Raw genomic sequence first — 24,939 nt, 5'->3', positions numbered from 1 at the left:
GAAAAGTGTTAATGCCCGTGCGAACAGGCCCTTGGTCGGGGTTGACGGGACCGCCGCGACGCGAAAAAGCCTTGGCCTGTCACAGGAGATCGCGCCCATGATCCGTCTTGCCATCGGCCTTGCCGCCCTGCTGCTGCCCGCCCTTGCCGCGGCCCAGGACTATCCGATCACCATCCCCCATGCCTTCGGCAGCACCGTCATCGCGGAAAAGCCGCAGCGCGTGGCGACCGTCAATTCCGGCAACCACGAGGTTCCCCTGGCTCTGGGCGTGGTGCCGGTGGGGATGGCTGCGGCGAATTACGGCGATGACGACGGCGACGGTGTGCTGCCATGGGTCGAGGAGAAACTGGCCGAACTGGGCGCCCAGACGCCGGTGCTGTTCGACGAGGGCGACGGCATCGACTTCGAAAGGGTGGCGGCGACGCAGCCCGACGTGATCCTGGCCGCCTATTCCGGGCTGACCCAGGCCGATTACGACACGCTGTCCCGGATCGCGCCGGTCGTGGCCTATCCCGACGGCGCCTGGACGACCGAATGGCGGCAGATGATCCGCATGAACAGCGCGGGCATGGGCATGGCCGCCGAGGGCGACGCCCTGATCGCCCGGATGGAGGGGCAGATCGCCCAGGCCATCGCCCGCCACCCTCAGTTGCAGGGCAAGACGGCGATGTTCGTGACGCATCTGGACACGACCAACCTGTCCGTCATCAACTTCTACAGCGCCAACGACACGCGGGTGAAATTCTTCCAGGATCTGGGCCTGTCGATGCCCGAAAGCGTGATTCAGGCGACGCAGCCGGGGCAGTTCTTCGGGTCGATCAGCGCCGAACGGATCGACGCCTTCGACGATGTGGATATCGTCGTGACCTATGGCGGGCCGGTCCTGCTGGCGGCGATGCGGCAGGATCCGCTGTTCAGGCACATGCCCGCCGTCGCCAACGACGCCATCGTCGTCCTGAGGAACGACCCGCTGGGCAATGCCGCCAACCCGACGCCGCTGGGCCTTCCCTATGTGCTGGAGGATTACGCCGCCCTGCTGGCCGAGGCCGCGCAGAAGTCCGAATGACGGCGGCCGCCAACCCGCTGCCGCGCGCGCGCCTCGCGCCCCGGTCGAACCGCATCCGCGCGGGCTGGCTGGCGGTGATGCTGGCGCTGCTGGCGGGTCTGTGCGCGCTGTCGGTGGCCATCGGCACCCGAGAGGTCGGCTGGGACGACATCGCCGCCGCGCTGCGGGGACGGGTGGACAGCATCGGCCAGGCGGCGGCGGCGGCGCGGATCCCGCGCACGCTGCTGGCCGCTCTGGCCGGGGCGGCGCTCGGCCTGTCGGGGGCAATCATGCAGGGCGTGACGCGCAACCCCCTGGCCGATCCGGGGATCCTGGGGGTGAACCTGGGCGCGTCCCTGGCGGTCGCGGTGGCGGTGGCCTTCTTCGGGATCTCGTCCGCGCAGGCCTATATCTGGGTGGCGATCGGCGGCGCGGCGGCGACGGCGGTCTTCGTCTATGCCATCGGATCGCTGGGCCGAGGGGGGCCGACGCCTCTGAAGCTGGCGCTTGCGGGGGTCGCCACCTCGGTCGCGTTCCTGTCGCTGGTGCTGGCGATCATGCTGTCGCGCGGCGATGTCGCGGGTGGCCTGCAATCCTGGCAGGTGGGCGGCGTCGGCGGCGCGACCTTCGCGCGCCTGACTCCGGTCCTGCCGTTCCTGGCGGCGGGTTTCGCGATCGGCCTGGCCAGCGCGCGCAAGCTGAACTCGCTGGCCCTGGGCGACGACATGGCGGCAGGCCTGGGCGAGCGCGTGGCCCTTGCCCGCGCCATGGCCGCCCTGGGCGCGATCCTGCTGTGCGGGGCGGTGACGGCGGTCTGCGGGCCGATCGGCTTCGTGGGCCTGATCGTGCCGCATCTGTGCCGCGTCCTGGTGGGCGTCGACCACCGCTGGCTGCTGCCCTTTTCCGCCCTGGCGGGGGCCTGCCTGCTGATCGCCTCGGACATCGCGGGCCGCCTGATCGCCCGGCCGTCCGAGCTGGACGTGGGCATCGTCACCGCCTTCATCGGCGCGCCCTTCTTCATCTGGATCGTGCGCCGCGCCAGGGTCCGCGAACTATGACGGCCCTGAACCTGGTCGCCGCCGGACGCCGGCGCCGCAGCCGGCGGCGCGCCACCGTCGTCGCGGGCGCGCTGACCCTGCTGCTGGCGGGATTCGCGCTGACGCTGATGCTGGGCCAGTCCTTCGTGCCGCCCGGCACCGTGCTGCGGGTGCTGGCGGGCCAGGACGTGCCCGGCGCATCCTTCGCCGTGGGCCAGCTGCGGCTGCCGCGCGCGGTCATGGCGATCCTGGCCGGGCTGTCCTTCGGCCTGGGCGGCGCGGCCTTCCAGATCATGCTGCGCAATCCGCTGGCCAGCCCGGACATCATCGGCATCAGCCGGGGCGCCAGCGCGGCGGCGGTCTTTGCCATCGTCATTCTGGGGCTGGACGGGCCGGTGGTGTCGGCCTTCGCGGTCGCCGCCGGGCTGGGCGTCGCCCTGCTGATCTATGCCCTGTCCTGGCAGGGAGGGGTGGCGGGAACGCGGCTGATCCTGGTCGGCATCGGCGTCTCGGCCATGCTGGACAGCTTCATCGCCTATGTCCTGACGCGCGCGCCATCCTGGTATCTGGCCGAGGCGATGCGGTGGCTGACCGGCAGCGTGAACGGCGCGCAACTGTCCCAGGCGCTGCCGATCCTGCTGTCTCTGGCCCTGTTCGGCGGTTTGCTGGTCAGCCGCACCCGCGACCTGGAATCGCTGCGGCTGGGCGACGATACCGCCGCCGCGCTTGGCACGAATGTCGCGCTGACGCGGATGCTGGTGATCGTGTCGGCCGTGGGCCTGATCGCCGTCGCCACCGCCGTCACCGGCCCGGTGGCCTTCGTGGCCTTCCTGTCCGCCCCCATCGCCGCGCGGATCCTGGGGCCGAACGGATCCGTGCTGGTCCCCTCGGCCCTGGTGGGGGCCTTGCTGGTGCTGGGCGGCGATTACGTGGGCCAGTTCCTGCTGCCCGCGCGCTTTCCGGTGGGCGTCGTCACCGGCGCCCTGGGCGCGCCCTATCTGATCTGGCTGATCGTGCGCGTGAACCGCGCCGGAGGATCCTTGTGACTGACCATTCCCTTTCCGTCCGGCACCTTGCCGCGGGCTATGGCGACCGGCTGATCCTGCGGGATCTGGATCTGGACGTGGTGCCGGGCCGGATCACCGCCATCGTCGGCGCAAATGCCTGCGGGAAATCGACGCTGCTGCGCACCATGTCGCGGCTGCTGTCGCCGCGCGCGGGCCAGGTGCTGCTGGACGGCAAGGCCATCCACCGCATGGCCCCCCGCCGTGTCGCGCAGGTCATGGGTCTGCTGCCGCAATCGCCCATCGCGCCCGAAGGGATCACCGTCGCCGACCTGGTCGGCCGGGGCCGCCATCCCCATCACGGCATCCTGTCCCGCTGGTCGCCCCGCGACGACCAGGCCGTCGCCGCCGCGCTGGAGGCCACCAAGACCCTGGATCTGGCCGAACGCGCGGTGGACGAGCTGTCGGGCGGTCAGCGCCAGCGGGTCTGGATCGCGATGGCGCTGGCGCAGGAAACGGACCTTCTGCTGCTGGACGAACCCACGACCTTCCTGGACATCAGCCACCAGGTCGAGGTCCTGGACCTGCTGACCGACCTGAACCACCGGCGCGGCACCACCGTGGTGATGGTGCTGCACGACCTGAACCTGGCCGCGCGATATGCCGACCGCCTAGTCGCGATGGCCGACGGCCGCCTCTATGCCCAGGGCACCCCGCCAGAGGTGCTGACCCGCGATACCGTCCGCGCCGTCTTCGGCTTGGACAGCCGGATCATCCCCGACCCGACCTCGGGGCGGCCGATGATGCTGCCCATCGGGCGGCACCGGATGGCGGCGGACCAAGGCTGACGCAGCGCCGGGACAGAGAAAAATCTTCGCTCTTTCCCATCCCGAACCGGCAACCAAATCTCCTGCCCGCCGGTTTTGCGGTGATCCCCTTCGCCTGGACGGGGAACAGGGGGCGATTTCATGACCGTACAGCAGATGCTTGCCTTCGCCATCGTCGGCGTGATGATGGCGTTGTTCATCTGGGGCAGAATCCGCTATGACGTGGTGGCGATGCTGGCCTTGCTGGCATCCCTGCTGGCGGGCACCGTGTCGCCGGACGAGGCCTTCACCGGCTTCGGCAACGATATCGTCATCATCGTCGGCAGCGCCCTGGTCGTCAGCGCCGCCGTGTCGCGGTCGGGCATCATCGACGCCGCGCTGCGGTGGCTGGTGCGCCGGCTGACCACCATGGGGGTGCAGCTTCTGGTGCTGGTCGGCACCGTGACGCTGCTGTCGTCGCTGGTCAAGAACATCGGCGCGCTTGCGATGATGATGCCCGCCGCGCTGAAGATGGCGAAGAAATCCGGGCAGTCGCCCTCGCTCTATCTGATGCCGATGTCCTTCGGGTCGCTGCTGGGCGGGTTGATCACCCTGGTCGGCACGTCCCCCAACATCATCGTGTCGGAGGTGCGCCAGGACATGACCGGCCAGCCCTTCCGCATGTTCGATTTCGCACCTGTGGGCCTGGGCCTGTCGGCGGTGGGCGTCGCCTTCCTGATGGTCGCCTGGCGGCTGCTGCCGTCGGACCGCCGCGCCACCGCGTCCCTGGGCGAAGCGGTGAAGATCAGCGACTACAACACCGAAGCGACCGTGCCCGACGGATCCGCCGCCGCCGGGCGCACCATCGGCGCGCTGATCGGCATGGCCGACGGAGAGATCACCGTGACCGGCCTGATCCGGGGCGGCGAGCGGCGCAAGGTCGTGCTGTTCGACACGGTGATCCAGGAAGGCGACATCCTGCTGCTGCGGGGCGAGCCGGACGGGCTGGAACGCGCCGTCGCCAAGGGCGGGCTGGAACTGGCCGGTCATGATGCCGCCTCGAAGCTGGACCTGCCCGCCAGCCGGATCGGCGTGATCGAGGCGGTGACGACCGTCACCTCGGCCCTGATCGGCAAAAGCGCGGGCAGCATCCGGCTGTTCGACGAACAGGGCATCAGCCTGCTGGCCGTGTCCCGGTCGGGCCATCGCATGACCGAACGGTTGTCCAGGACGCGGCTTCAGGCGGGCGACGTGCTGCTGCTGCAAGGCCCGGTGGAACTGCTGCCCGAACGGATGCGCAGCCTTGGCCTGCTGCCTCTGGCGGAACGCAACCTGCGCATCGGCAGCGTGCGCAAGGAGCTGATGCCGATCCTGATCCTGGCCGCCGCGATGGGCCTGACCGCCGCCGGGATCCTGCCGGTCGCCATCGCCTTCTTCGGCGCGGCGGTGCTGATGATCGTGACCGGCGCGATCAGCCCGGAACTGGCCTACGAGGCCGTGGAATGGCCGCTGCTGGTCATGCTGGGCGCGCTGATCCCCGTCAGCGAGGCGTTGCAGACGACCGGCGGCACCGACCTGATCGGCGCCTGGCTGTCGGGCGTGGCGACCGGGCTGCCGGTCTGGGGCGCCCTGGCGCTGATCATGGTCGCGGCGATGGCGGTAACGCCGTTCCTGAACAATGCGGCCACGGTGCTGGTAATGGCCCCCATCGCGGTGACCTTCGCGGGCACGCTGGGCTATGCCCCCGAAGCCTTCCTGATGGCCGTCGCCGTGGGTGCGGGCTGCGATTTCCTGACCCCCATCGGGCATCAGTGCAACACCCTGGTGATGGGGCCGGGCGGATACCGCTTCAGCGACTATCCCCGGCTGGGGCTGCCCCTGTCGGTGCTGGTGGTGCTGACCGGGGTGCCGCTGATCCTGATGGTCTGGCCGGTCTAGCCTGCGGACTGCATCCGGCGCGGCGCCTCGCGTTTGGCGAAGCGCAGGATGGTATAGCCAGCGATACCCGACACCAGCGATCCCATCAGGATGCCGATCTTGGCCTCGTCCTGCAACAGCGGCTGGCTGAACGCCAGAAGCGAGATGAACAGGCTCATGGTGAAGCCGATCCCGCACAGAAGCGATGTTCCCAGCATCTGCATCCAGCTTGCGCCGGGGGGCAGGTCGGCCCAGTCCAGCCGCACCAGGATCGCCACCGCGCCGAAAATGCCTATCACCTTGCCCAGGGCCAGGCCCGCCGCGACGCCTATCGTCACGGGGGCCAGCAGCGCCTCGGATCCCAGGCCCGCGAAGCTGACCCCGGCATTGGCGAAGCCGAAGACCGGGATGATCAGGAAGGCCACCGGCGCCATCAGCGCATGTTCCAGCCGGTGCAGCGGGCTTTCCGACGGACGCGCCTCGGGCGTGGCGGGGGTGCGCTTCAGGGGGATGGTCAACGCCAGCAGGACGCCCGCGATGGTGGCATGGATCCCCGACTGCCAGACGAAGAACCACAGGACCGCGCCCAGAACCAGATAGGGCCACAGCCGCATCACGCCCGCGCGGTTCATCCCGATCAGGGCCGCCAGCACCAGCGCGGCCAGCCCGAGGTCGACGGGCGACAGGCCGGTGGTGTAGAACAGCCCGATCACCACCACCGCGCCCAGATCGTCCAGGATCGCCAGCGCCGCCAGAAACACCTTGAGCGAGGTCGGCACCCGCGACCCCAGAAGCGAGATCACACCCAGTGCGAAGGCGATGTCGGTGGCGGACGGAATGGCCCAGCCATGCGTCGCCCCGGTGCCCGCGGTGAAGAACAGATAGATCAACGCCGGGACCGCCATCCCCGCCGCCGCCGCCACACCCGGCAGGATCCGGCGCGGCCAGGACGACAGGTGGCCGTCCACCATCTCGCGCTTGATTTCCAGGCCGACCATCAGGAAGAACAGCGCCATCAGCGCGTCGTTGATCCAATGGGCGACCGACAGCGGCCCGACATAGGCGTGCAGGACGTTGAAATACGCCTCGGCCAGGGGCGAGTTGGCGACGATCAGCGCCAGCACCGCCGCCGCGATCAGCAAAAGCCCCCCGGACGTGCCGCTCTCCAGGAACTTGCGGATGGTGTTTTGAATTCGGCCTGCCATGAAACAGCCCCCCTTTTTGTCAGAAACGGTTCAACCAGTCTCCGTATTCAGGGGTCGTCCCTGGGCGCACGCAGCACACGCCATGCGCGGATCATATTCAGCAAGGCCCGGCGTTCAAGGGGTTTGCGGATGGGTTCGGATTTCGCGCAGCCATTCGCGCCAGATCGCCACCAGCAGCGCCATCAGCACCGGCCCGACGAACAGACCGACGATGCCCATGGTCTTGACGCCCCCCACCAGGCCGAAGAACGTGGGCAGGAACGGCATCTTGACCGGGCCGCCGACCAGCACGGGACGGATGGTCTTGTCGACGATGAACAGCTCGATCGCCCCCCACAGGAACAGCAGCACCCCCGCCAGGGGCGATCCGCTGGCCACCAGATAGATCGACACCAGCGTAAAGCACAGCGGCGCACCGCCGGGGATCAGCGCCATGATTCCGGTGATCACCCCCAGCGTCACCGGCGAGGGCACGCCCGCGATCCAGTAGGCGATGCCCAGGATCACCCCCTCGCCCATGGCGATCAGGGTCATGCCGGTGACGGTGGCGCTGATGGTCAGCGGCACCACCCGCGACAGCCGTTCCCAGCGGCGGGGCAGGATGCGGGCGCCGATGATGTCGATCTGGCCGGCGATCTTGTCGCCGTCGCGATAGAACACGAACAGCGCGATCAGCATGAACAGCAGGTTCAGCGCCAGATGGAAGGCCACGTTCCCCGCCGCCAGCACGCTGCGATAGATCGACGCGATGGTGTTGCCGCTGGTCAGCTGCACCAGATCCGCGATGGCGCCGGGCCTGCCGATATGGCGCATCCACTGTTCGTCGATCCAGTCGCCGATCTGCGGCAGGTCGACCATCCACAGCGGCGTGGCGGCGCCGTTGGCGTTCACCTCGAACACCCAATAGATCCACTGCTGCAATTCGCGGAACGCATAAAGCAGCGCCATCGTGACCGGCACGACCAGAAACAGCACGATCACCAGCACGAACAGCGCCGCCGTGGCGGTGCGGTCGATCCCCAGGGCGCGCTGCACGCTGCGCGACAGCGGCCAGCTGGCGAAGGCGATGATCGTCGCCGCCAGCACCGGCACCAGGAAGCCGTGGAAGAAATAGATCGCGGCGGCGATGATGAAGACCAGCAGCCAGCGGGCTGCGGATATGTCGCTGATCAGCGGAAAGGGCATCGTCGCCGGATCCTCGACCGCCGGGGCGTCGGGCCGGGGCGTTGCCTGCTGTGGGTCGATCATGCCTTAGCGCCTGCCTTCCGGGTGCTTCGCCGTGTTTCCCTGACTGTTGCATTGTTGATCGCGGCGTCAACCCGTCTTTCGGCCGCAGCGCTTGCCGCATCGCCCATCTTGGGATAGCCGCCGGGACTTTCAGTAGGAAAGGTCCAGCCATGACGCCCAGCCTTGCCATCGACTTCGGAACCTCGAACACCGCCGTGGCGATGCTGGATCGCGGGGCGGTGCGGCGCGTCCCGGTCCAGGCGGGATCGGACACCCTGCCGACCGCCGTCTTCTTTCCCGCGCGCGGCGGCGCGATGCAGATCGGCGACGCGGCGGCCCAAGCCCTGATCGGCGGGCAAGAGGGGCGCTATATGCGCGCGCTGAAAAGCGTGCTGGGAACGCCGCTGCTGCACGAATCGCGGCTGATCGCCGGCAAGCGCCGCACGCTTGCGGATGTGATCACAGCCTTCCTGGCCGAACTGCGCCGGCGGGCCGAATCCGCGACCGGCCAGCCGCAGACCCGCGCCCTGTCGGGCCGTCCGGTGCATTTCCACGCCGATCCCGCCCGAGACGCCCAGGCCCAGGCGGATCTGCGCGCCTGCTATCATGCGGCAGGCTTCGATCACGTCGCCTTCCTGCCCGAACCCGAGGCCGCCGCCCTGGCATGCCACGGCATGGGCGCGGGGGGCCGGACCGGGCTGATCGTGGATATCGGCGGCGGCACCTCGGACTTTTCGGTCTATCGCGCAGAGGGCGGGCGGGTGCGGATCCTGGCCAGCCACGGCATCCGCCTGGGCGGAACGGATTTCGACGCCGCCATATCGCTGAGCCATGCGATGCCGTTGCTGGGCCACGGTTCGCACCTGCGCCGAGAGATGGGACCGGGCCTGCTGCCGGTGCCCAACGCGATCTATGCCGACTTGGCGTCCTGGGCGCACATCCCCTTTGTCTATACGCCGGAAAACCGCAGGCTGGCCCAGCAGATGGCCCGGCTGGCCGTGGATCCGGCACGGATGGAGCGGCTGGTGACGGTGCTGACGGACGAATTGGGCCACGACCTGGCCTTCGCCGTCGAACGCGGCAAGATCGCCGCCAATGGGGGCGACGAGGCCCGGATCGGCATGGGCTTCATCCAGCCGCGCCTGGCCGCGCCGATCGACGCCCGGTCGCTGGCGGATGCGCTGCAAGGCTTCCGCGCGGATCTGCACGGGGCGATCGCCGAGACCCTGTCGCGCGCGGGCGTCGCAGCGGGCGGGATCGGCGACGTGGTGCTGGTCGGCGGGTCCAGTCTGATGGCCCTGGTCACGAATCTGGCGGCGCGAATCCTGCCCGATGCCCGGCTGCACCGATCCGAGGCCTTTACCGCCGTGGCCGATGGTCTGGCTTTGGCGACCGGCTTGGAACAGTATTCCGGCGTTTGACGAACAGGCAGGAAACACTGGTTTTTCTGCTGGCCGAAACTTGCATCTTCACCTCTGCTGAAGAATAGCGTCCCGCGAACCGGACGATTCCGCCCCGGCCAGATCAAGAGTTGATGCCATGAACAGCCAGGTTCCGACCCCGCTTCCCCCGGCGACGCTGACGCATTTGCAGCGGCTGGAAGCCGAAAGCATCCACATCATGCGCGAGGTGGTGGCGAATGCCGAAAACCCGGTGATGCTGTATTCGGTAGGCAAGGATTCGGCCTGCATGCTGCATCTGGCGAAAAAGGCGTTTTATCCCGCGCCCCCCCCCTTTCCGCTGCTGCATGTGGACACGACCTGGAAATTCCGCGCCATGTACGATCTGCGCGACCGGGCAGCCCAGGCGGCGGGCATGGACCTGATCGTCCACCACAATCCCGATGCCATGGCCCAAGGCATCAACCCCTTCGAACATGGCAGCCTTCATACCGACCTGTGGAAGACCGAGGGGCTGAAGCAGGCGCTGAGCCAATACAATTTCGACGTGGCCTTCGGTGGCGCGCGCCGGGACGAGGAAAAGTCCCGCGCCAAGGAACGGATCTTTTCCTTCCGGTCCGCGAACCACCGCTGGGATCCGAAGAACCAGCGGCCCGAGTTGTGGAAGCTCTACAACACCCGCAAGGCCCGCGACGAATCGATCCGCGTCTTCCCGCTGTCGAACTGGACCGAACTGGACATCTGGCAATACATCCACCTGGAAAACATCGACATCGTGCCGCTGTATTTCAGCGAGCCGCGCCCGGTTGTGGAACGCGACGGGTTGCTGATCATGGTCGATGACGACCGCTTCCCGCTGCGCCCCGGCGAAACCCCGCAGATGCGGTCGGTCCGGTTCCGCACGCTGGGCTGCTATCCGCTGACCGGGGCCGTGGAATCGGATGCCAAGACCCTGCCTCAGGTGATCCAGGAAATGCTGTTGACCACCACCTCGGAACGCCAGGGCCGCGCCATCGACAAGGATCAGGCCGCCTCGATGGAGAAGAAGAAGCAAGAGGGGTATTTCTGATGAACGCGCCCGATCCCGTTTACGTCACCGACGAACTGATCGCCCAGGACATCGACGCCTATCTGCTGAAACACCAGCACAAGACCATGCTGCGCTTCATCACCTGCGGATCTGTCGATGACGGCAAATCGACGCTGATCGGGCGGCTGCTTTACGACAGCAAGATGATCTTCGAGGATCAGCTGGCCAGCCTTGAGGCCGACAGCAAGGTGTCGGGCACCCAGGGCGGCGATATCGACTTCGCCCTGCTGGTGGACGGTCTGGCGGCGGAACGCGAACAGGGCATCACCATCGACGTGGCCTATCGTTTCTTCGCCACCGACAAGCGCAAGTTCATCGTGGCCGACACGCCGGGGCACGAACAATACACCCGCAACATGGTCACGGGCGCCTCCACCGCCGATCTGGCGGTGATCCTGATCGACGCGCGTCAGGGCGTGCTGACCCAGACGCGGCGGCATTCCTATCTGGTGAACCTGCTGGGCATCAGGAATATCGTTCTGGCCGTCAACAAGATGGATCTGGTCGATTACTCGGCCGAACGCTTCTATGAAATCGTCGCGGATTATTCCCAATTCGCCAAACAGATCGGCATGGACAGTTTCCTGCCGATCCCGATTTCCGGGCTGAAGGGCGACAACATCGTCACCAAAAGCCCCGAAATGCCCTGGTACCAGGGCCCGACCCTGCTGGGCCATCTGGAAGACGCGCCGATCAGCGACATGGCGATGCAGGACCGCCCGTTCCGCATGGCCGTGCAATGGGTGAACCGCCCGCATCTGGATTTCCGGGGCTTCGCGGGCCAGATCAGCGCGGGGACCGTGCGGCCGGGCGATGCGATCCGGGTGCTGCCATCGGGCAAGACCACCACGGTCAAGACGATTCCCAGCTTCGACGGCGACCTGCCCCAGGCCGTCGCGGGCCAGTCCGTGACACTGACCTTCGCGGACGAGATCGACTGTTCGCGCGGCGACGTGATCGTGCAGGCCGACGCGCCCTGCGAAGTCGCCGACCAGTTCGAGGCGACGCTGGTCTGGATGGCGGAACAGGAAATGCTGCCGGGCCGCCCCTATCTGCTCAAGATCGGCACCCAGACCGTCACGGCGACGGTGACCGAGCCGAAATACGAGGTGAACGTCAACACGCTGGAACATTTGGCCAGCAAGACTCTGGGCCTGAACGCCATCGGCGTCGTCAATATCTCGACCGACCGGCCCGTCCCGTTCGAGGCCTATGCCGACAACCCCGATCTGGGCGGCTTCATCCTGATCGACCGGATGACGAATGCCACCATCGCCGCCGGGATGCTGCATTTCGCGCTGCGCCGGTCGCAGAACATCCACTGGCAATCGACCGACGTGGACCGCGATGCCCATGCCGCGCAGAAGAACCAGCGGGCGCGGGTGGTCTGGTTCACCGGGCTGTCGGGGTCGGGCAAGTCCACCATCGCGAATATCGTCGAACGCAAGCTGCACGCGATGGGCAAGCACACCTTCCTGCTGGACGGCGACAACGTGCGCCACGGGCTGAACCGCGACCTGGGCTTCACCGACGCCGACCGGGTGGAAAACGTCCGCCGCGTGGGCGAGGTCGCGAAGCTGATGTCGGATGCCGGGCTGATCGTGCTGACGGCCTTCATCTCTCCGTTCCGGTCGGAACGGCGGATGGTGCGCGAGATGATGGCATCCGGCGAGTTCATCGAGGTCTATGTCGACACCCCGCTGGAGGTGGCCGAGGCGCGCGATGTGAAGGGTCTGTACAAGAAGGCGCGGTCCGGCCAGTTGAAGAATTTCACCGGCATCGACAGCCCCTATGAAGCGCCCGAAAGCCCGGAACTGGTGGTCAACACCGCCACCCTGTCGGCCGAAGACGCCGCCGACCGGGTGATCGCCGCGATCCTGTCCCAGGGCTGAGGCCGCGCTTTCGCCGCCCGATCAGGGACGGTCGCCCGTCACGCCGCGGGCGACCAGTCCATATTCGCGAACCCTTCGCGAAAGGCGAAGCGCGCCAGATGGCGGTCGATGATGTCCTGAAGCGTCGCAACCGCAGCGGCGTCTGCGCCCGAGACCGCGCAGGTCAGTTCCGCCGGGCTGGCCGTCAGCCGGGCGGTGCCCAGGTCAAAGCGGATGCTGCCGGTGTCGCCTTCGACCTCGGCCGGGATCTTGTGGGCGAAATGTTTGCACAATTGGACCATATAGCGATACGCCTGTCCGGTCGCAAAGCGGCCCGTGCTGGAAAGATCGTCGGCCATCAGCCCTGTCCCGTTTTCGTTGCCACCGTGCCGAACAGGCGTCCCGCGGGCCGGTTTGTCAATGCGCAAGAAAGTGAACGGGAAAGTCTTACCAAAAGGTTAATTTCTTTGGCGCGGCCAGGAACCCCATCCCGTTCCAGATGTTGAAAGCCCGTAGTGAAATTGCGTTTTTGCAATGGCTTATCGAGTATGCCCGCCAATTTTTGGCGGGCATTTTCCTGGGCCGGTCAGGACGTGATCAGCCGCTAATACCCAAAGATGTCATCCGCCACTTGCGCTGCCGTCAGGGTTGTGCCCGCGACGATGATGCGGTCGCCGCCGCCCAGGTCGATCACCACCCCGGCCGAGCTCCGGGTCATGTGATCGCGCATGAAGGCTGCCGGATCCGCATCCAGCAGCGTGCGGGGAATCAACAGCCGGTCGATCCCATGCTCATAGGCCTGGATGGTATCGGTTCCGCCGCCCCGCGCGAACAGGAAGGTGTCGGCCCCTGCCCCGCCGTTCAGCAGGTCGTTGCCGGCGCCGCCGTGCAGGGTGTCGTTGCCGTCGCCGCCCAGCAAGCGGTCGTTCTGCCCGTCCCCGGCCAGCCAGTCGTTGCCGCCGTCCCCCGACAGCGTGTCCAGCCCGTCGCCGCCGATCAGCAGATCGGCCCCTGCCCCGCCCCAGATCCGGTCCTGGCCCGCATCGCCGCGCAGCATGTCGTTGCCATCCTCGCCCAGCAGCGCGTCATTGCCTGCGCCGCCTTGCAGGGTGTCGTTCCCCGCGCCGCCCTTCAGGGTATCGGCCCCGGTATCCCCGATCAGCCGATCATTGCCCGTGCCGCCCGACAGCCGGTCGTTGCCGCCGCCGCCCGACAGGGTGTCATGCCCTGCCCCCGCCGACACGCTGTCGTGGCGCGCGCCCAGGCGGAAATCGTCGTTCGATGCCGTGCCGTCGGCGGCGGCCTTGAAGACCTTGCCGTTGAAGCTGTCCAGCCAGTCGGCCCGCGCCTGCATCGCCACCTTGACCGAGGGCAGTGCAACCCGCTGGAAGGTGCCCAGGTCCAGGCGGACCAGCCCGTCGGTATCCGCGAAGTTCTGCGTGGCCATCAGCACCCGATAATCCCGGCCGCCGACCGTCATGGTCCCGACCTGAAGCCCGATGCCCAGAACGGACGTGCTGCCCATGATATTGGCGTAATGCCCCGGACTGTTCAGAAGGTTCTGGTGCAACTGGCGGATTTCATCGCGCAGGTCGGATTCACCCCGGATACTGACATAGGCGAGGTTTTCCGCCGTCATCCAGCGACCCGCCAGGTCGAACTCTGCAGCTTCCATCCGCTGCCGGGGCGACGACCCGCCCCGTCCGGTATGGGAAAACACGTTGTTGTCCAGCATCCAGCGGCTGTGGGCGTCGGCCGAATCGTTCAGCCGCTTTTCCAGCTTCAGTGTCCCCAGCCCCGCCGCTTGCCGGGACTGGTTGATCAGGCTGGCGAAATAGCGTTCATTCGCATTGGCATAGGACATGGGCGCGCCTTTTGGCAAAATCGTCTGCCGAACCTAACCCGCGCGCGCCCGGAAGGATCGCCCGTAATAGATCAAATGCGGAATATCGCCGATCCGGCGCCGCGGATCGGCCTTGTCATGCGCCCTCAGTAATCCCGTTCGAAATAGATCCCCAGGGTGCTGTCGCCTTCGGTGCCCACCGATCCCCGCGCCGTCAGGGAATTGGTCACGTCCAGGTTCAGGTTCAGGCTGCTTTTGCCGTCGGCTCCCACCGCGACATCGGTATAGAGGTTGTCGGACAGGTATTTGCCCGCGCGGACCTGGACATTGCCGTCGTCGTCCGTGGCCAGGTCCAGGTCGTCCAGGCCAACCTGGTTGCGCAGGTTGCCGATGATCCCCTCGCCCCCGCGCCCGGCCAGGGTGGCGATGGCATTGGCAAGCTGGGCGGCCTGAAGCGGGCTGATATTGTCCAGGCCCCGGCCGAACAGCAGCTGCGACAAGACCTCTTCCTCGGGCAGTTCGGGCGAGGATTCGAAGGTGATGTCGGGGTCGCGCACCTCTCCGTCGATGATGATGCGGGTGGTGATGCCGTCGCGTTCGGTTTCGGCCACCAGCCGGATCACCGGGATCAGGCTGCCTTGCAGTTCGACCAGCCCTTCGGACAGGGTGAAGCGCCGGCCCAACAGATCCACGCGGCCCCGGATCAGTTCCAGGAAGCCGATGGGGATGGCGTTGCGCGTGGTGCCCTGCACCCGCAGCGACCCGCCCAGTTCCGCGTCCACGCCCCGGCCGCGCACGAAGACCTGGTTCGGCGCGTTGATGACCAGATCCAGCCGCGGCGGCGCCGAGGGCGGGGTCGAGGGCGGCCCGGCCAGCCCTGCCTCTCGGGACGCATCGCTGGGATAGGGTTCCAGCCCGGCCTTGGCACGGGTGGACCGGACGGGCCGGGTATCGCCCACATGGTGGATGTCCGGGATCGCCTTCGTACCGCCCAGCCCGGTGGAGGGAATGCGGATTTCCGTCTCGCCCAGATCGACGGTGCCGGACAGCAGCGGCCCGTCGGCATTGCGGCCCGACATGCGCAGATTGCCGCTGATCTCGGTCTGGTACAGGTTCGGGTCGCGCGCGATCACCCGGTCCAGCAGGATCGCCAGATCCAGCGTCCCCGCGCCCAGGTCGATCGGTCCGCTGACCTGCACCCGCCCCCCGGCCGAGACATTGGCCCCCGCGTCCAGCGCGATGCGCCCGCCCGCCAGGTCGGCGGTGGCGTTCACCCCCTCCAGCCGGATGCCGACGGCGGGATCGGTGATCTGGCCGTTCGTCAGCTGGACGCGCCCGCTGACCGATTGCAGCGATGGCGGGCCGTTGACGGTCAGGTTCAGCGACAGCGGGCCTTCGATGCTGCGGGTACGGATGAAGGTATTGGCGATCGAGGCCTCGCTGCTGCCGGTGACCGACAGGTTCATGGTGGAAAAATCGCGCGCCACGCTGCCTGCCGCCTGCAATCGCGTGCTGCCCGGCGCCGTGGCGGTCAGGTTCAGGGCGAAATTCGCACCCTCCTCTCGCACGGTGCCGTCGACCTGCACGGGGCCGGGGAATTCTGGCTGCACCAGACCCAGATCAGCCAGCCGCGCGGCGACGGTCATGCCGCTTGCGGTATCGCCATTGGCCTGAACCAGCACCTGCGGGTTCTGCACGTTCAGCCGCTGGACCGAGATCCCGGCAGGCGCCTGGGTGGCCGCGATGTCGAAGCTGGTCTGGCCGCGCAGCAGCGGATCGACGCGGGGCTGGCCCAGGGACAGGCCGGTTCCGGTTCCGGTGGCGGTGATGCGGCGGGTATCGCCCTGCTGGACCACCTGAGCATCGGCATTCAGCGCGCCGCTGATGCCATTGCCCAGGAACCGCAGATCCTCGGCATTCACCTGCGCCCTCACATCGGTCTGGTCGCCGCCCACGGTGCCGCTGGCCGTCGCGTTCAGGCGCGGGTTGTCGATGCGCGCCTGTTCGATGGCAAGGACGCCGTTCCGTTCGGTCCCCGTCACGGCCAGCCGGGTTTCCCCGGCCAAAGCGCCATCGACCTGCGCCTGGCCGAAGGCCAGGTCGCGCCCGGTGCCCGACACCTCCAGCCGCCGGATGCCGTCGCCCGCCTCGCGGAAGCTGCCGGTCAGATCCAGGGCGCCGCGCCAGCCGGGGCCGAAGGGCGCCAGCGACCGGACCGCGACATCGGCGGCGATGTCCGTGACGCCGGGGCCATAGACGCCGCGCGCGGTTGCGTTCATCTGGTCGTTGATCAGTTCCACGTCGCGCAGGGTGACGGTACCGTCCTTCTCCTCGGCCTGGACGCGCAGGCGGGTAGTGCCGGTCAGCGCCGCATCCGCGTTCTGGACGCCGAAGGACAGGTTCTGGCCCGATCCCGTCATGTCGACGAACCGGGTGCCGTCGCGTTCGGTCAGCCGGGCCATGGCGTCGAAGCCGCCGGTCCAGCCGTCGCGGATCGCCGCCAGGTCGGGCACCGCCATATCCAGCGTCGCGTCCAGGGCGCCCTGGGCAAAGCTGCCGCGTCCTTCGGCGCGCAGTTGCGGGTTGGCGATGCGGAACACCTCGACCTCGTAGCCCTGCGGCTTTTCGGCGGCCAGGACGGTCAGCGTGGTCCGGCCTTGCAGGGCGTTGTCCAAGGTCTCGACGCCGATACGCAGATCCTCGGCCTCGCCGCTGACGGTCAGCTGGCGCGCGCCCGACGCGCCCGACAGCTTGGCATCGGCCTGCAACGCGCCCGAGAAATTCGGATCCGCGTCCTGCAACGACGGCATGGAAATCGTCGCCGTCACGTCGCTGGACAGGCTGTTCACATAGCCCTGGGCCTGGGCGGTCAGCCGCTGGGCGTTGATGGAAAGATCGGTCAGCTTGATCCCGGTCCGGTCACGGCGTGCCCGCAGGTCGATGGTGGACCGGCCCGCCAGAAGACGGTCGAGCTGGGGTTGATCCACCGTGATGTCGGTCCCCGCCACGGTCGAGGTGATGGCGAAGTCACGCCCCAGAAAGTTGAAATAGCCCAGGACACTGGCATCGGTCTGCCCGGACAGGTCGCGCCCCGCAAGGGTCGATATCCGGCTTAGATCGTCATGACGCGCCTGCATGTTGCCGGACAGCACGAAGCCGGTGGACAGGCCCGACAGTTGCAGCATGCCCTGCAATCCGTAATCGGAGCCGCTGACATTCAGCGCCGTCATCCTCACCGCGTTGCCGGGGGTGAAATCGAAATCGGTGCTGCCGGTGATCTCGGGCCCGACGGCCTGGGCCAGACCCGCATCGGCAAAGACCATCTGCCGCGATCCGAACCGGATGCCGCCGTTCACCGATTGCAGGCTGCCGCCGTCCAGAACCACCGCGCCGGACCCATCCAGCCGCAGGTCGCCCAACAGAACGTCGCCCAGATCCAGGGCGCCGACGCGGCCCTCCAACGTCCAGCCCTGGCCCTGGGCCGCGTCGTATTGCAGTTCAAGCCGCCCGGATTCCACGGTCGATTCCTCGCCCGCGAAGGGCAGGGGGACCGGCACCTGCGCCGCGCCCGCGTCGGATCCAAGCGCGATCAGCAGCTTCGCGTTCTGCGGCGCCCCTTGGGCATTGACCGCCAGCGACCCGTCCAGCGACAGGGCCTCGGTCGCAAGGTTCAGGGTGGGGATCTGCAACCGCCCGTCGTCGCCGCGCCAGCCTTCCGCGCGAAGCTGGACTTGGTTGCCGAAGAAGGTCCGGTTCTTGGGCGCCAGCAACGAGGCCACGTCGCCGCCCAGTTGCAGCGCGAAATTCGTGCCCGGATTGCCCGACGCATCGGGACCGCCCGCCGCCGAGACCCGGCCCGTCACGCGCGGCAATCCGTCGGTCGCCAGCTTGATGTCGACGCCGAAATCCTTGATCTGGCCTTCGCCGTTGATCTCGGCCACGACCGAGGGCTTGTCGTAAAGGTCGATCAGGTTGACCAGCAACCCGTCGGCGGCCTCGTCCAGGGTCAGGTTCACACGCAGAACCTGGGTCACGTTGGAAAAGCCGGTGTCCAGGTTGAAGGTGCCGCGCGGCCCGTCCAGCCGCTGGATGGCCAGCTTGGCCTGGCCTTCGCCGCCCGCCAGGCTCATCCCGCCGGCCATCGAGATGGCGGCGGCCACGCCGATCACGGGTTCGCCCAGTTCCACCCTGTCGGCCCGGATCTGGGCGATGTTCAGGGCCACGGGCAATTCCGGCAGGGCGAAGCCGCTGAATTCGCGCGCTTCTGCCGTTGGGGCGCGTTCCTCGCCCAGGGGCCGGCGCGGCAGCAGGATTTCGCGGGCCGACATTTCGGCGATCTCGATCCGGCCGCGCAGCAGGGCCGAGCGGTTCCACTGGATCGCCCCATCGTTCAGCGTCAGCCAGACGCCGTTCGCATCGGCGATGCTGATCCGGCGGAAGGTGGCGCGCGACGAGAGGGCGCCCTGGAACCCGTCGATCACCACCTCGCGGCCCGCGCCCGACAGGTTGCGTTCCAGCAGCCGGGTCAGAAAACCCCGGTCGTCGCTTTCCTGCCGGGAAATCTCGGCGGCGGTCTGGGCCATCACCGACAGCGGGAACAGGATCGCGAAGACGATCAGCCACAGCTTGCGCATCACCCCGGTCTTCATCAAAACGCCTGCCCCAGTCCCAGATACAGTTGCACGCCCTCGCCGGTGTCTCCTCCGGTCGGTCCGGCAACGTCGAAACGCAGCGGCCCGATGGGCGTGTTGTACCGAACGCCGATCCCCGCCCCCGAGTGCCCTTCGCTGGTGCCGTTCCAGCCATCTTCCGCCCAGACCTCGCCGTAATCGGCAAAGGCCACCACGCCGATCCTGTCGCGGACCTGCCAGCGGAGCTCGGCGGAAAGCGTCGCCACGCTCATGCCGCCGGTCTTGATCGGGCCGTTCGGACCCTGGATTTCCTCGACGCCCAGCGATTGATAGGGCTGGCCGCGCACGCTGCCGCCGCCGCCCGAGAAGAACAGATAGTTGCGCGGGGTATTCTGGATCTCGCTGCCCAGGACGCTGCCGATGCGGGCGCGGCCCGCCAGGGTGAAGCGGTCGCCCTCGCCCAGGGACCGGAAGGCGCGGCCCTCGCCCAGGATGCGGATGCCGGTGTCGGTGCCGTCGAAGCCCTTGAAGGGGGTGGCGTCGCCTTGCAGGTAATAGCCGCGCTTGGCGTTGTTTTCGTTGTCGCGCGCGTCCCACATCACGCTGGTCGGAAAGGCCAGAACCTTGAAGTCGGTTTCGCCCAAGTCGTCATAGACGCGCGAGAACTGGTACTGGATCGCCGTGTCGAAGGTGAAGCGGTCGCTGAAGATGTGGTTGAAGCCCAGCCCGATGATGCCGGTATCCTCGTCGTAATCCTCTTCTCGCATCCGGGCCAGGCTGGTCAGGACATAGGCGGTGGTGTCCGGCGTGACCGTGGCGGGACGGTCGATGCGCAGGGTCACTTCCTCGTCCTTGCCGCTGGTGTCGGATCCGATGTCCTTGACCTTGGCGTCGATGCGCAGGCGTTCGCCGCCGCCCAGCAGGTTGCGGTGCATCCAATAGGCCGACAGCATCGCCCCGTCGGTGGTCGAGATTTCAAACCCCGCGCCGATCCGGCGGGGTTTCTGTTCGACCACGGTCAGGTTGATGTCCATGCTGCCGTCGGGGTTCAGCGTCTCGGCCTCTTCCAGGGTGATCGCGGAAAAGACGCCCGACCGGCGCAGGCGCTTCCTGACATCCTCGACATCGTCGGGGTCGAAGCGTTCGCCCTCGGGCAGGCCGGCGATCTTGTGCAGCCGGCGCGGGTTCATGCGGTCATAGCCGCGCATGTTCAGCCGCCCGAACCGGACCGAGGGGCCGGGCGACAGGCCGATGCGGCTGTCCACCGCATTGGCGATGTGATCGGCGGTGATGTCCTGCCCCGACACCTCGGCCTTGGCATGGCCGACATTGCGCCAGCCGTCCACCCCGGCGCGGGCGGCGCCACGGATCGTGCCGGTGCCCGCGATCCCGCCCTGGCGATAGTCGTCGGGCAGGTCGGTCCGGGGCGCGACCGGGGCGATGGCTGCGCGGGAAAAGCGGAAGCGGGGGCCGGTCTGGACGCTGACGACGACCTGCCGGACGATGCCCGGCGCATCCAGGGGGGCGATCTCGGCCGCCTCGACCCCGTCCAGGGTGATGTTGATGATCGCCGAATAATAGCCCCGGTCATACAGGTTGCCCAGGATCCGCGCGTAATCGCCCCGCGCGGCGGCCAGCACGTCCTGGCCGGTGGTGCGATCCTCGGACAGCGCGCCCGCGATCAGCGAGGCGTTGCGCAGCGGCTGGTCCAGGTCGTCCGCCCCCTGGACGCGGAATTGCAGGTCGACCGGACCTTCGTCGCTGCGGCCCCTGAACAGACCCGAAAACGGCGAGGACGCGGATTGCGCCCAGGCCATCCCCCCCAGGCCCATCACCGTGGATGCCACCAATGCCGCCCGCAGATATGCCCGCATCGTCCTGCCTTGTGCGTTCTTGCTTTGCGCCCATAAGAGCAGGACGCCCCGACGAATCCAAGCGATTCATCCGCGAAAGCGGGGGCAGGGGACGGGTTTCCGCCGCCTGTTGCGCCTCAGGCCAGCGCGGCCAGGCAGCCTTGCAGCGCGGCCATGTCGTCGCGGATCAGGAAGATCGGCGTGTTTTCAGGAATATGGCGCATATAGGGCTGGGCCAGGAAGGAGGCGTTGAACAGATCCATCCGGTCGGCGATGCTGCGGCCGACGCTGCCCGCCAGGAACAGCCCTTCCAGCGGCATGAAGCGCAGCGCCAGTTCCCGGCACAGCAGGCCCACCAGGTCGGCGAACAGGTCATAGGTGGCATTGGCCGCCGCATCCCCCGCGTCCGAGGCCGCGTCGATCTGTTCGCTGCGCACCGGCGGGGTGCCGGTCAGCGCCGCGTGCAGGCGCGACAGCCCGCGACCCGCGAAGGCTTCCTCGGTCGAGATGAAGCCCTTGACCGCCTCGGGTCCGACGGCATCCAGCAGCCGCAGATAGATGTTGGCGGGCAGGTGGGTATGGCCTTCCTCGGCCTCCATCGCGGTGATCGCGCCGCCGGGCAGGCTGCGCACGGCGCAGACGTTGAAGCCGGTGCCCAGGTTGACCACCAGGGCCTGTCCGTTGCGCGCCCGGTCGGCGGGCGCATGGCGCAGCACCGCCAGCCCGTCGCCCCCCAGCGAGGGCGTGGCATAGCCCAACGCGGTCAGGTCGTTGATCAGCCGGACCTGATCGGCATCGGTCAGCCGCGCCAGCCGATCCTGGTCGAAATCCCAGTCGCGATTGGTCAGCCGCGCCCGGCCGCCGCTGACCGGGCCTGCCACCGCCACGCAGACGGCGCTGATGCGCGGCTGGTCCTGTTCTTGCAGGAACTGGCGCACCACGTCGTCGAAGGTGGCGTAATCGTCGCCGCGAAAGCGGGTCACCGTATCCCGGTCGATGCTGCCGCCCCTCGCGATGGCCAGCCGGGCATTCGTGCCCCCCACATCGCCCAGAAGTATCGCCATTGGGGACCGTCCTTCCTGTCGCCTCAGCCGCCTGTTCCCCGACAGGATTGCCCGGTTTCGATGGGCGGCGCAACGCCGCGTCACGGCAAATGTCGGAACCCCTGGGGGGACCGGGGTGTTTTTCCCCCAGCAAACATTGGATGAAAGGCCCTGACCATGACCCGCATCGCACTCCGCATCGCCCGTTTTGGGCTGGCCGGCAGCGTCGCGGCCTTGATGGCCATGCCCGCCCTGTCCGCCACCCGCCCCGACCAGCCGGTGCAGGCCTGGTCCGCCATGGCAGGGGTGGATACCGCCACGCTGCTGGAACAGGCCCAGGATCTGCCGACTTCGGACATGGCGGTGGGCGACCAGCCCTATTGCGCCGACAATGCCGAAATCCGCGCGACCCTGCGCCACGACTTCAACGAAGCCCCGGTCCCCGGCGACGGCCATGCCGCGACCGAGCTGTGGGCGTCGGAACAGATGGGCACCTGGACCTTGGTCGCCCCGCGCCGCGACGATACAAGTTGCATCATCGCCTCGGGCATCGGCTATGACCAGGCGCGCGATGTGGACGTGTATTACCGGACGGCGGGCCTGCGCTAACCCACACGCCGCAGGAAGGCCCGAGTCCGGTCGTCCTGCGGATCGCCGAAAATCCGGGCGGGCGGGCCTTGTTCGACAATCCGCCCGCCATCCATGAAGACGATCCGGTCGGCGATCTCGCGCGCGAACTGCATCTCGTGCGTGACGATCAGCATGGTCTGGCGGCCGTCGGCGATGCTGCGGATCAGATCCAGCACCTCGCCCACCCATTCGGGGTCCAGTGCGCTTGTCGGTTCGTCGAACAGCAGCAGATCGGCGTCCAGCGCCATCGCCCGGCCGATGCCCACCCGCTGCTGCTGGCCCCCGGACATGGCCGAGGGATAGCTGTCGCCGCGATCGGCCAGCCCGATCTGGGCCAGGATCTCGTCCGCCCGCGCGGCGGCCTTGGCCTTGGGCCAGCCGCGCACGGTGGTCAGCCCTTCCATGATGTTCTGCCGGGCGGTCTTGTTGGCGAACAGCGCATAGTTCTGGAAGACAAAGCCCGTCCGCCGCCGCAGCGCCAGCACATCGGCGCGGCTGGCGCGCGCCGCGTCCACGGACAGGTCGCCGATTGCGATCCGCCCCGCATCGGGCCTGTCCAGCCAGTTGAGGCAGCGCAGCAGCGTCGATTTTCCGGTCCCCGACGGGCCGATGACCGCCACGCGTTCACCGGGCTTCAGGCACAGGTCTATGCCGTCCAGCACTGTATTCGTGCCGAACCGCTTGACCAGCCCGGCAATGTCGATTTCGCATTTCATCGTGCCACCGCCTTTCCCAGATGGCGTTCCATCCAGCGTTGCCCGACCGACAGGATCTCGACCATGATCCAATAGATCGCGGCGACGACCAGGAAGGCTTCCAGATACAGGAAACTGCCCGCGGCCTCTTTCTGGGCCGCGCCCATCATCTCGGTCACACCCAGGGTGAAGGCCAGCGAGGTGCTTTTGATCAGGTCGATGAAATAGTTCATCAGCGTTGGCGCCGCCACGCGGGACGCCTGCGGCAGCACGATCCGCCGCAGAAGCTGGCCCTGGGTCATGCCGATGGACTGGGCGGCTTCCCACTGGCTGCGATCCACGCCCAGGATCGCGCCGCGGATGCTTTCGGCCATATAGGCCGAGAAATGCAGCGTCAGGCCGATCACCGCCGCCGTGATCCCGTCGATGGTCGTCAGCGCCGGGACCAGTTGCGGCAGCCCGTAATAGAACAGGAACAGCTGCACCAGCAGCGGCGTGCCGCGAAAGAAGCTGATGAACACCGCCACGATGCTGTCGGCGACCGGCACGCGCAGCACGCGGACAATCGCCAGCAGCGCCGCCAAAGCCAGCGCCGCCGCCATCGCGATCAGCGCCATGCCCAGGGTCAGCGGGACATAGCCCAGGATGACCGGGACCAGATCCCACATATAGGCGGTGTCGAGCGGCCTCATTCAGCGGCGGCGTCGGCCAGGGGCTTGGTCACATCGGCATCCAGCCATTTTTCCGAGATCTCGGCCAGCCTGCCGTTCTCCTTCAGTTGGGTGATGGCCGCGTCGACCTTGTCGCGCAGGGCGATCCCGGCCTCGTCCTTGCGGAAGGGCAGGGCGTTGCGAATCTCATCGAAGGGCTGGCCCGCCAGCGCAAGGGGCAGGGGGCTTTGCTTGATGACCTGGGCCGAGGATACCCGGTCCATCACGAAGGCGTCGACCCGGCCAAGCGCGGTGTCCTGTTCGATATTGCTTTCATAGGTTCGGATGTCGATATCGTCGGCATAGGGCAGGGCGCGCAGCAATTCCTCGAAATTGGAGCCCAGGTTCACCGCGACCGACTTGCCCTTCAGGCTTTCGGGGCCGGTGATGGTGTCTTCGTTGCCCGCCTTCACCACGACCTGCGCGCCGTCATAGACATAGGGCTGGGTAAAGGCGAACTTCGCCTCGCGTTCCGGGGTGACGGTGATCTGGTTCGCCACCGTGTCGATGCGGCCGGATTCCAGCGCGCCGATCAGCCCCGAAAAGGACATGGTGACGAATTCGATGTCGTCCCCGGTGATCTCGCCCACGGCATTCATCAGATCCACCTCGAAGCCCTGCAATTCGTCGGCGCGGGTAAAGGTGAACGGGAAATAGCCGCCCGACATGCCGACGCGGATCGTATCGGCGGCGGCGGGCAGGGCGGTGGCCAGCCCCAGGGCGGCGGAAAGGATCAGGCTGCGCATGGAAAACTCCTTTATCTTCATCACTTTCAGATGCGCAGGGCAGGCAGGCTGCACAAGCGTCGGGACCGCGAAAAGGACCGGCGCCGCCGCCCTGGGGGGCGAGCGGGGAAAACGGTTGCCGGGAAACGGCGCAGCGGGAACAATGTTCCGCCCGTGTCCGGCGATCCAAGGCGCGCCAGGCGGACG

The 24,939-nt window shown here is 67.7% G+C and carries 19 protein-coding genes; 9 read left to right on the top strand and 10 right to left on the bottom strand.

Features of this window, described 5'->3' with window-relative positions; translation table 11 throughout:
- Positions 1-97 precede the first annotated feature (97 nt).
- The 5 genes from PARHAE_RS04970 (at position 98) to PARHAE_RS04950 (ending at position 5,830) form a co-directional block, all read left to right on the top strand.
- Positions 98-1,066 carry an iron-siderophore ABC transporter substrate-binding protein gene (locus PARHAE_RS04970; protein WP_126153502.1) on the top strand — a complete coding sequence of 323 codons (969 nt, stop codon included), beginning with the start codon at positions 98-100 and terminating at the stop codon, positions 1,064-1,066.
- Complete coding sequence (locus tag PARHAE_RS04965; RefSeq protein ID WP_126153501.1) at positions 1,063-2,103, top strand: FecCD family ABC transporter permease; 1,041 nt, start codon at positions 1,063-1,065, stop codon at positions 2,101-2,103. The genes PARHAE_RS04970 and PARHAE_RS04965 overlap by 4 nt, the downstream gene beginning before the upstream one ends.
- The gene (locus PARHAE_RS04960; protein WP_126153500.1) at positions 2,100-3,128 is read left to right on the top strand and encodes a FecCD family ABC transporter permease; all 1,029 of its coding nucleotides are present in this window, start codon (positions 2,100-2,102) and stop codon (positions 3,126-3,128) included. The genes PARHAE_RS04965 and PARHAE_RS04960 overlap by 4 nt, the downstream gene beginning before the upstream one ends.
- Positions 3,125-3,934 carry an ABC transporter ATP-binding protein gene (locus PARHAE_RS04955; protein WP_126153499.1) on the top strand — a complete coding sequence of 270 codons (810 nt, stop codon included), beginning with the start codon at positions 3,125-3,127 and terminating at the stop codon, positions 3,932-3,934. The genes PARHAE_RS04960 and PARHAE_RS04955 overlap by 4 nt, the downstream gene beginning before the upstream one ends.
- A 120-nt stretch (positions 3,935-4,054) precedes the next feature.
- On the top strand, positions 4,055-5,830 hold the full coding sequence (locus tag PARHAE_RS04950) for an SLC13 family permease (RefSeq protein ID WP_126153498.1): 1,776 nt from the start codon (positions 4,055-4,057) through the stop codon (positions 5,828-5,830).
- Here the strand turns inward: PARHAE_RS04950 and nhaA are convergent.
- Complete coding sequence (gene nhaA, locus PARHAE_RS04945; protein WP_126153497.1) at positions 5,827-7,014, bottom strand: Na+/H+ antiporter NhaA; 1,188 nt, start codon at positions 7,012-7,014, stop codon at positions 5,827-5,829. The two genes, PARHAE_RS04950 and nhaA, sit on opposite strands and share 4 nt — an antisense overlap.
- A gap of 114 nt (positions 7,015-7,128) precedes the next feature.
- Positions 7,129-8,262 carry an AI-2E family transporter gene (locus PARHAE_RS04940; protein WP_126153496.1) on the bottom strand — a complete coding sequence of 378 codons (1,134 nt, stop codon included), beginning with the start codon at positions 8,260-8,262 and terminating at the stop codon, positions 7,129-7,131.
- A 149-nt stretch (positions 8,263-8,411) separates the two neighbouring features.
- On the opposite strand from PARHAE_RS04940, the gene PARHAE_RS04935 reads away from it, so the two are divergent.
- The 3 genes from PARHAE_RS04935 to cysN all read left to right on the top strand — a co-directional run bounded on the left by PARHAE_RS04935 (position 8,412) and on the right by cysN (position 12,623).
- On the top strand, positions 8,412-9,662 hold the full coding sequence (locus tag PARHAE_RS04935) for an Hsp70 family protein (RefSeq protein WP_126153495.1): 1,251 nt from the start codon (positions 8,412-8,414) through the stop codon (positions 9,660-9,662).
- A 118-nt stretch (positions 9,663-9,780) separates the two neighbouring features.
- Positions 9,781-10,710, top strand: a complete 930-nt coding sequence (gene cysD, locus PARHAE_RS04930) for a sulfate adenylyltransferase subunit CysD (RefSeq protein ID WP_126153494.1) — start codon at positions 9,781-9,783, stop codon at positions 10,708-10,710.
- On the top strand, positions 10,710-12,623 hold the full coding sequence (gene cysN, locus PARHAE_RS04925) for a sulfate adenylyltransferase subunit CysN (protein WP_126153493.1): 1,914 nt from the start codon (positions 10,710-10,712) through the stop codon (positions 12,621-12,623). Before cysD ends, cysN begins: the two co-directional genes overlap by 1 nt.
- 38 nt (positions 12,624-12,661) lie before the next feature.
- Here cysN and PARHAE_RS04920 read toward each other — a convergent pair whose 3' ends face one another.
- The 5 genes from PARHAE_RS04920 to PARHAE_RS04900 all read right to left on the bottom strand — a co-directional run bounded on the left by PARHAE_RS04920 (position 12,662) and on the right by PARHAE_RS04900 (position 21,993).
- Positions 12,662-12,961, bottom strand: a complete 300-nt coding sequence (locus PARHAE_RS04920) for a DUF2218 domain-containing protein (RefSeq protein WP_126153492.1) — start codon at positions 12,959-12,961, stop codon at positions 12,662-12,664.
- A 245-nt stretch (positions 12,962-13,206) separates the two neighbouring features.
- Positions 13,207-14,466, bottom strand: a complete 1,260-nt coding sequence (locus tag PARHAE_RS04915) for a CAP domain-containing protein (protein ID WP_126153491.1) — start codon at positions 14,464-14,466, stop codon at positions 13,207-13,209.
- Between the two features lie 125 nt (positions 14,467-14,591).
- Entirely contained in the window at positions 14,592-19,094 is a 4,503-nt protein-coding gene (locus PARHAE_RS04910) for a translocation/assembly module TamB domain-containing protein (RefSeq protein ID WP_126153490.1), read from the bottom strand.
- Positions 19,094-20,950, bottom strand: a complete 1,857-nt coding sequence (locus PARHAE_RS04905; RefSeq protein WP_126153489.1) for an autotransporter assembly complex protein TamA — start codon at positions 20,948-20,950, stop codon at positions 19,094-19,096. Before PARHAE_RS04905 ends, PARHAE_RS04910 begins: the two co-directional genes overlap by 1 nt.
- 116 nt (positions 20,951-21,066) lie before the next feature.
- Positions 21,067-21,993 carry a glucokinase gene (locus tag PARHAE_RS04900; protein WP_126153488.1) on the bottom strand — a complete coding sequence of 309 codons (927 nt, stop codon included), beginning with the start codon at positions 21,991-21,993 and terminating at the stop codon, positions 21,067-21,069.
- A 156-nt stretch (positions 21,994-22,149) separates the two neighbouring features.
- Here PARHAE_RS04900 and PARHAE_RS04895 point away from each other — a divergent pair, with 156 nt between their 5' ends.
- Positions 22,150-22,581 carry a hypothetical protein gene (locus PARHAE_RS04895; RefSeq protein WP_126153487.1) on the top strand — a complete coding sequence of 144 codons (432 nt, stop codon included), beginning with the start codon at positions 22,150-22,152 and terminating at the stop codon, positions 22,579-22,581.
- Here the strand turns inward: PARHAE_RS04895 and PARHAE_RS04890 are convergent.
- Genes PARHAE_RS04890 through PARHAE_RS04880 form a run of 3 tightly spaced genes read right to left on the bottom strand, consistent with a single transcriptional unit; the run spans position 22,578 to position 24,753 of the window.
- A complete protein-coding gene (locus PARHAE_RS04890; protein ID WP_126153486.1) occupies positions 22,578-23,318 on the bottom strand; it encodes an amino acid ABC transporter ATP-binding protein in 741 nt (246 codons plus the stop codon). The genes PARHAE_RS04895 and PARHAE_RS04890 overlap by 4 nt on opposite strands.
- Entirely contained in the window at positions 23,315-23,989 is a 675-nt protein-coding gene (locus PARHAE_RS04885; protein WP_126153485.1) for an amino acid ABC transporter permease, read from the bottom strand. The genes PARHAE_RS04890 and PARHAE_RS04885 overlap by 4 nt, the downstream gene beginning before the upstream one ends.
- Positions 23,986-24,753, bottom strand: a complete 768-nt coding sequence (locus tag PARHAE_RS04880) for an amino acid ABC transporter substrate-binding protein (RefSeq protein WP_126153484.1) — start codon at positions 24,751-24,753, stop codon at positions 23,986-23,988. Before PARHAE_RS04880 ends, PARHAE_RS04885 begins: the two co-directional genes overlap by 4 nt.
- Between the last annotated feature and the right edge of the window lie 186 nt (positions 24,754-24,939).

Origin of the sequence: Paracoccus haematequi (genome assembly GCF_900631945.1) — a bacterium.
Taxonomy (GTDB): Bacteria; Pseudomonadota; Alphaproteobacteria; order Rhodobacterales; family Rhodobacteraceae; genus Paracoccus; species Paracoccus haematequi_A.
The sequence above is the reverse complement of the archived record's forward strand: the minus strand, read 5'-3'. Positions and strand labels throughout refer to the sequence as shown.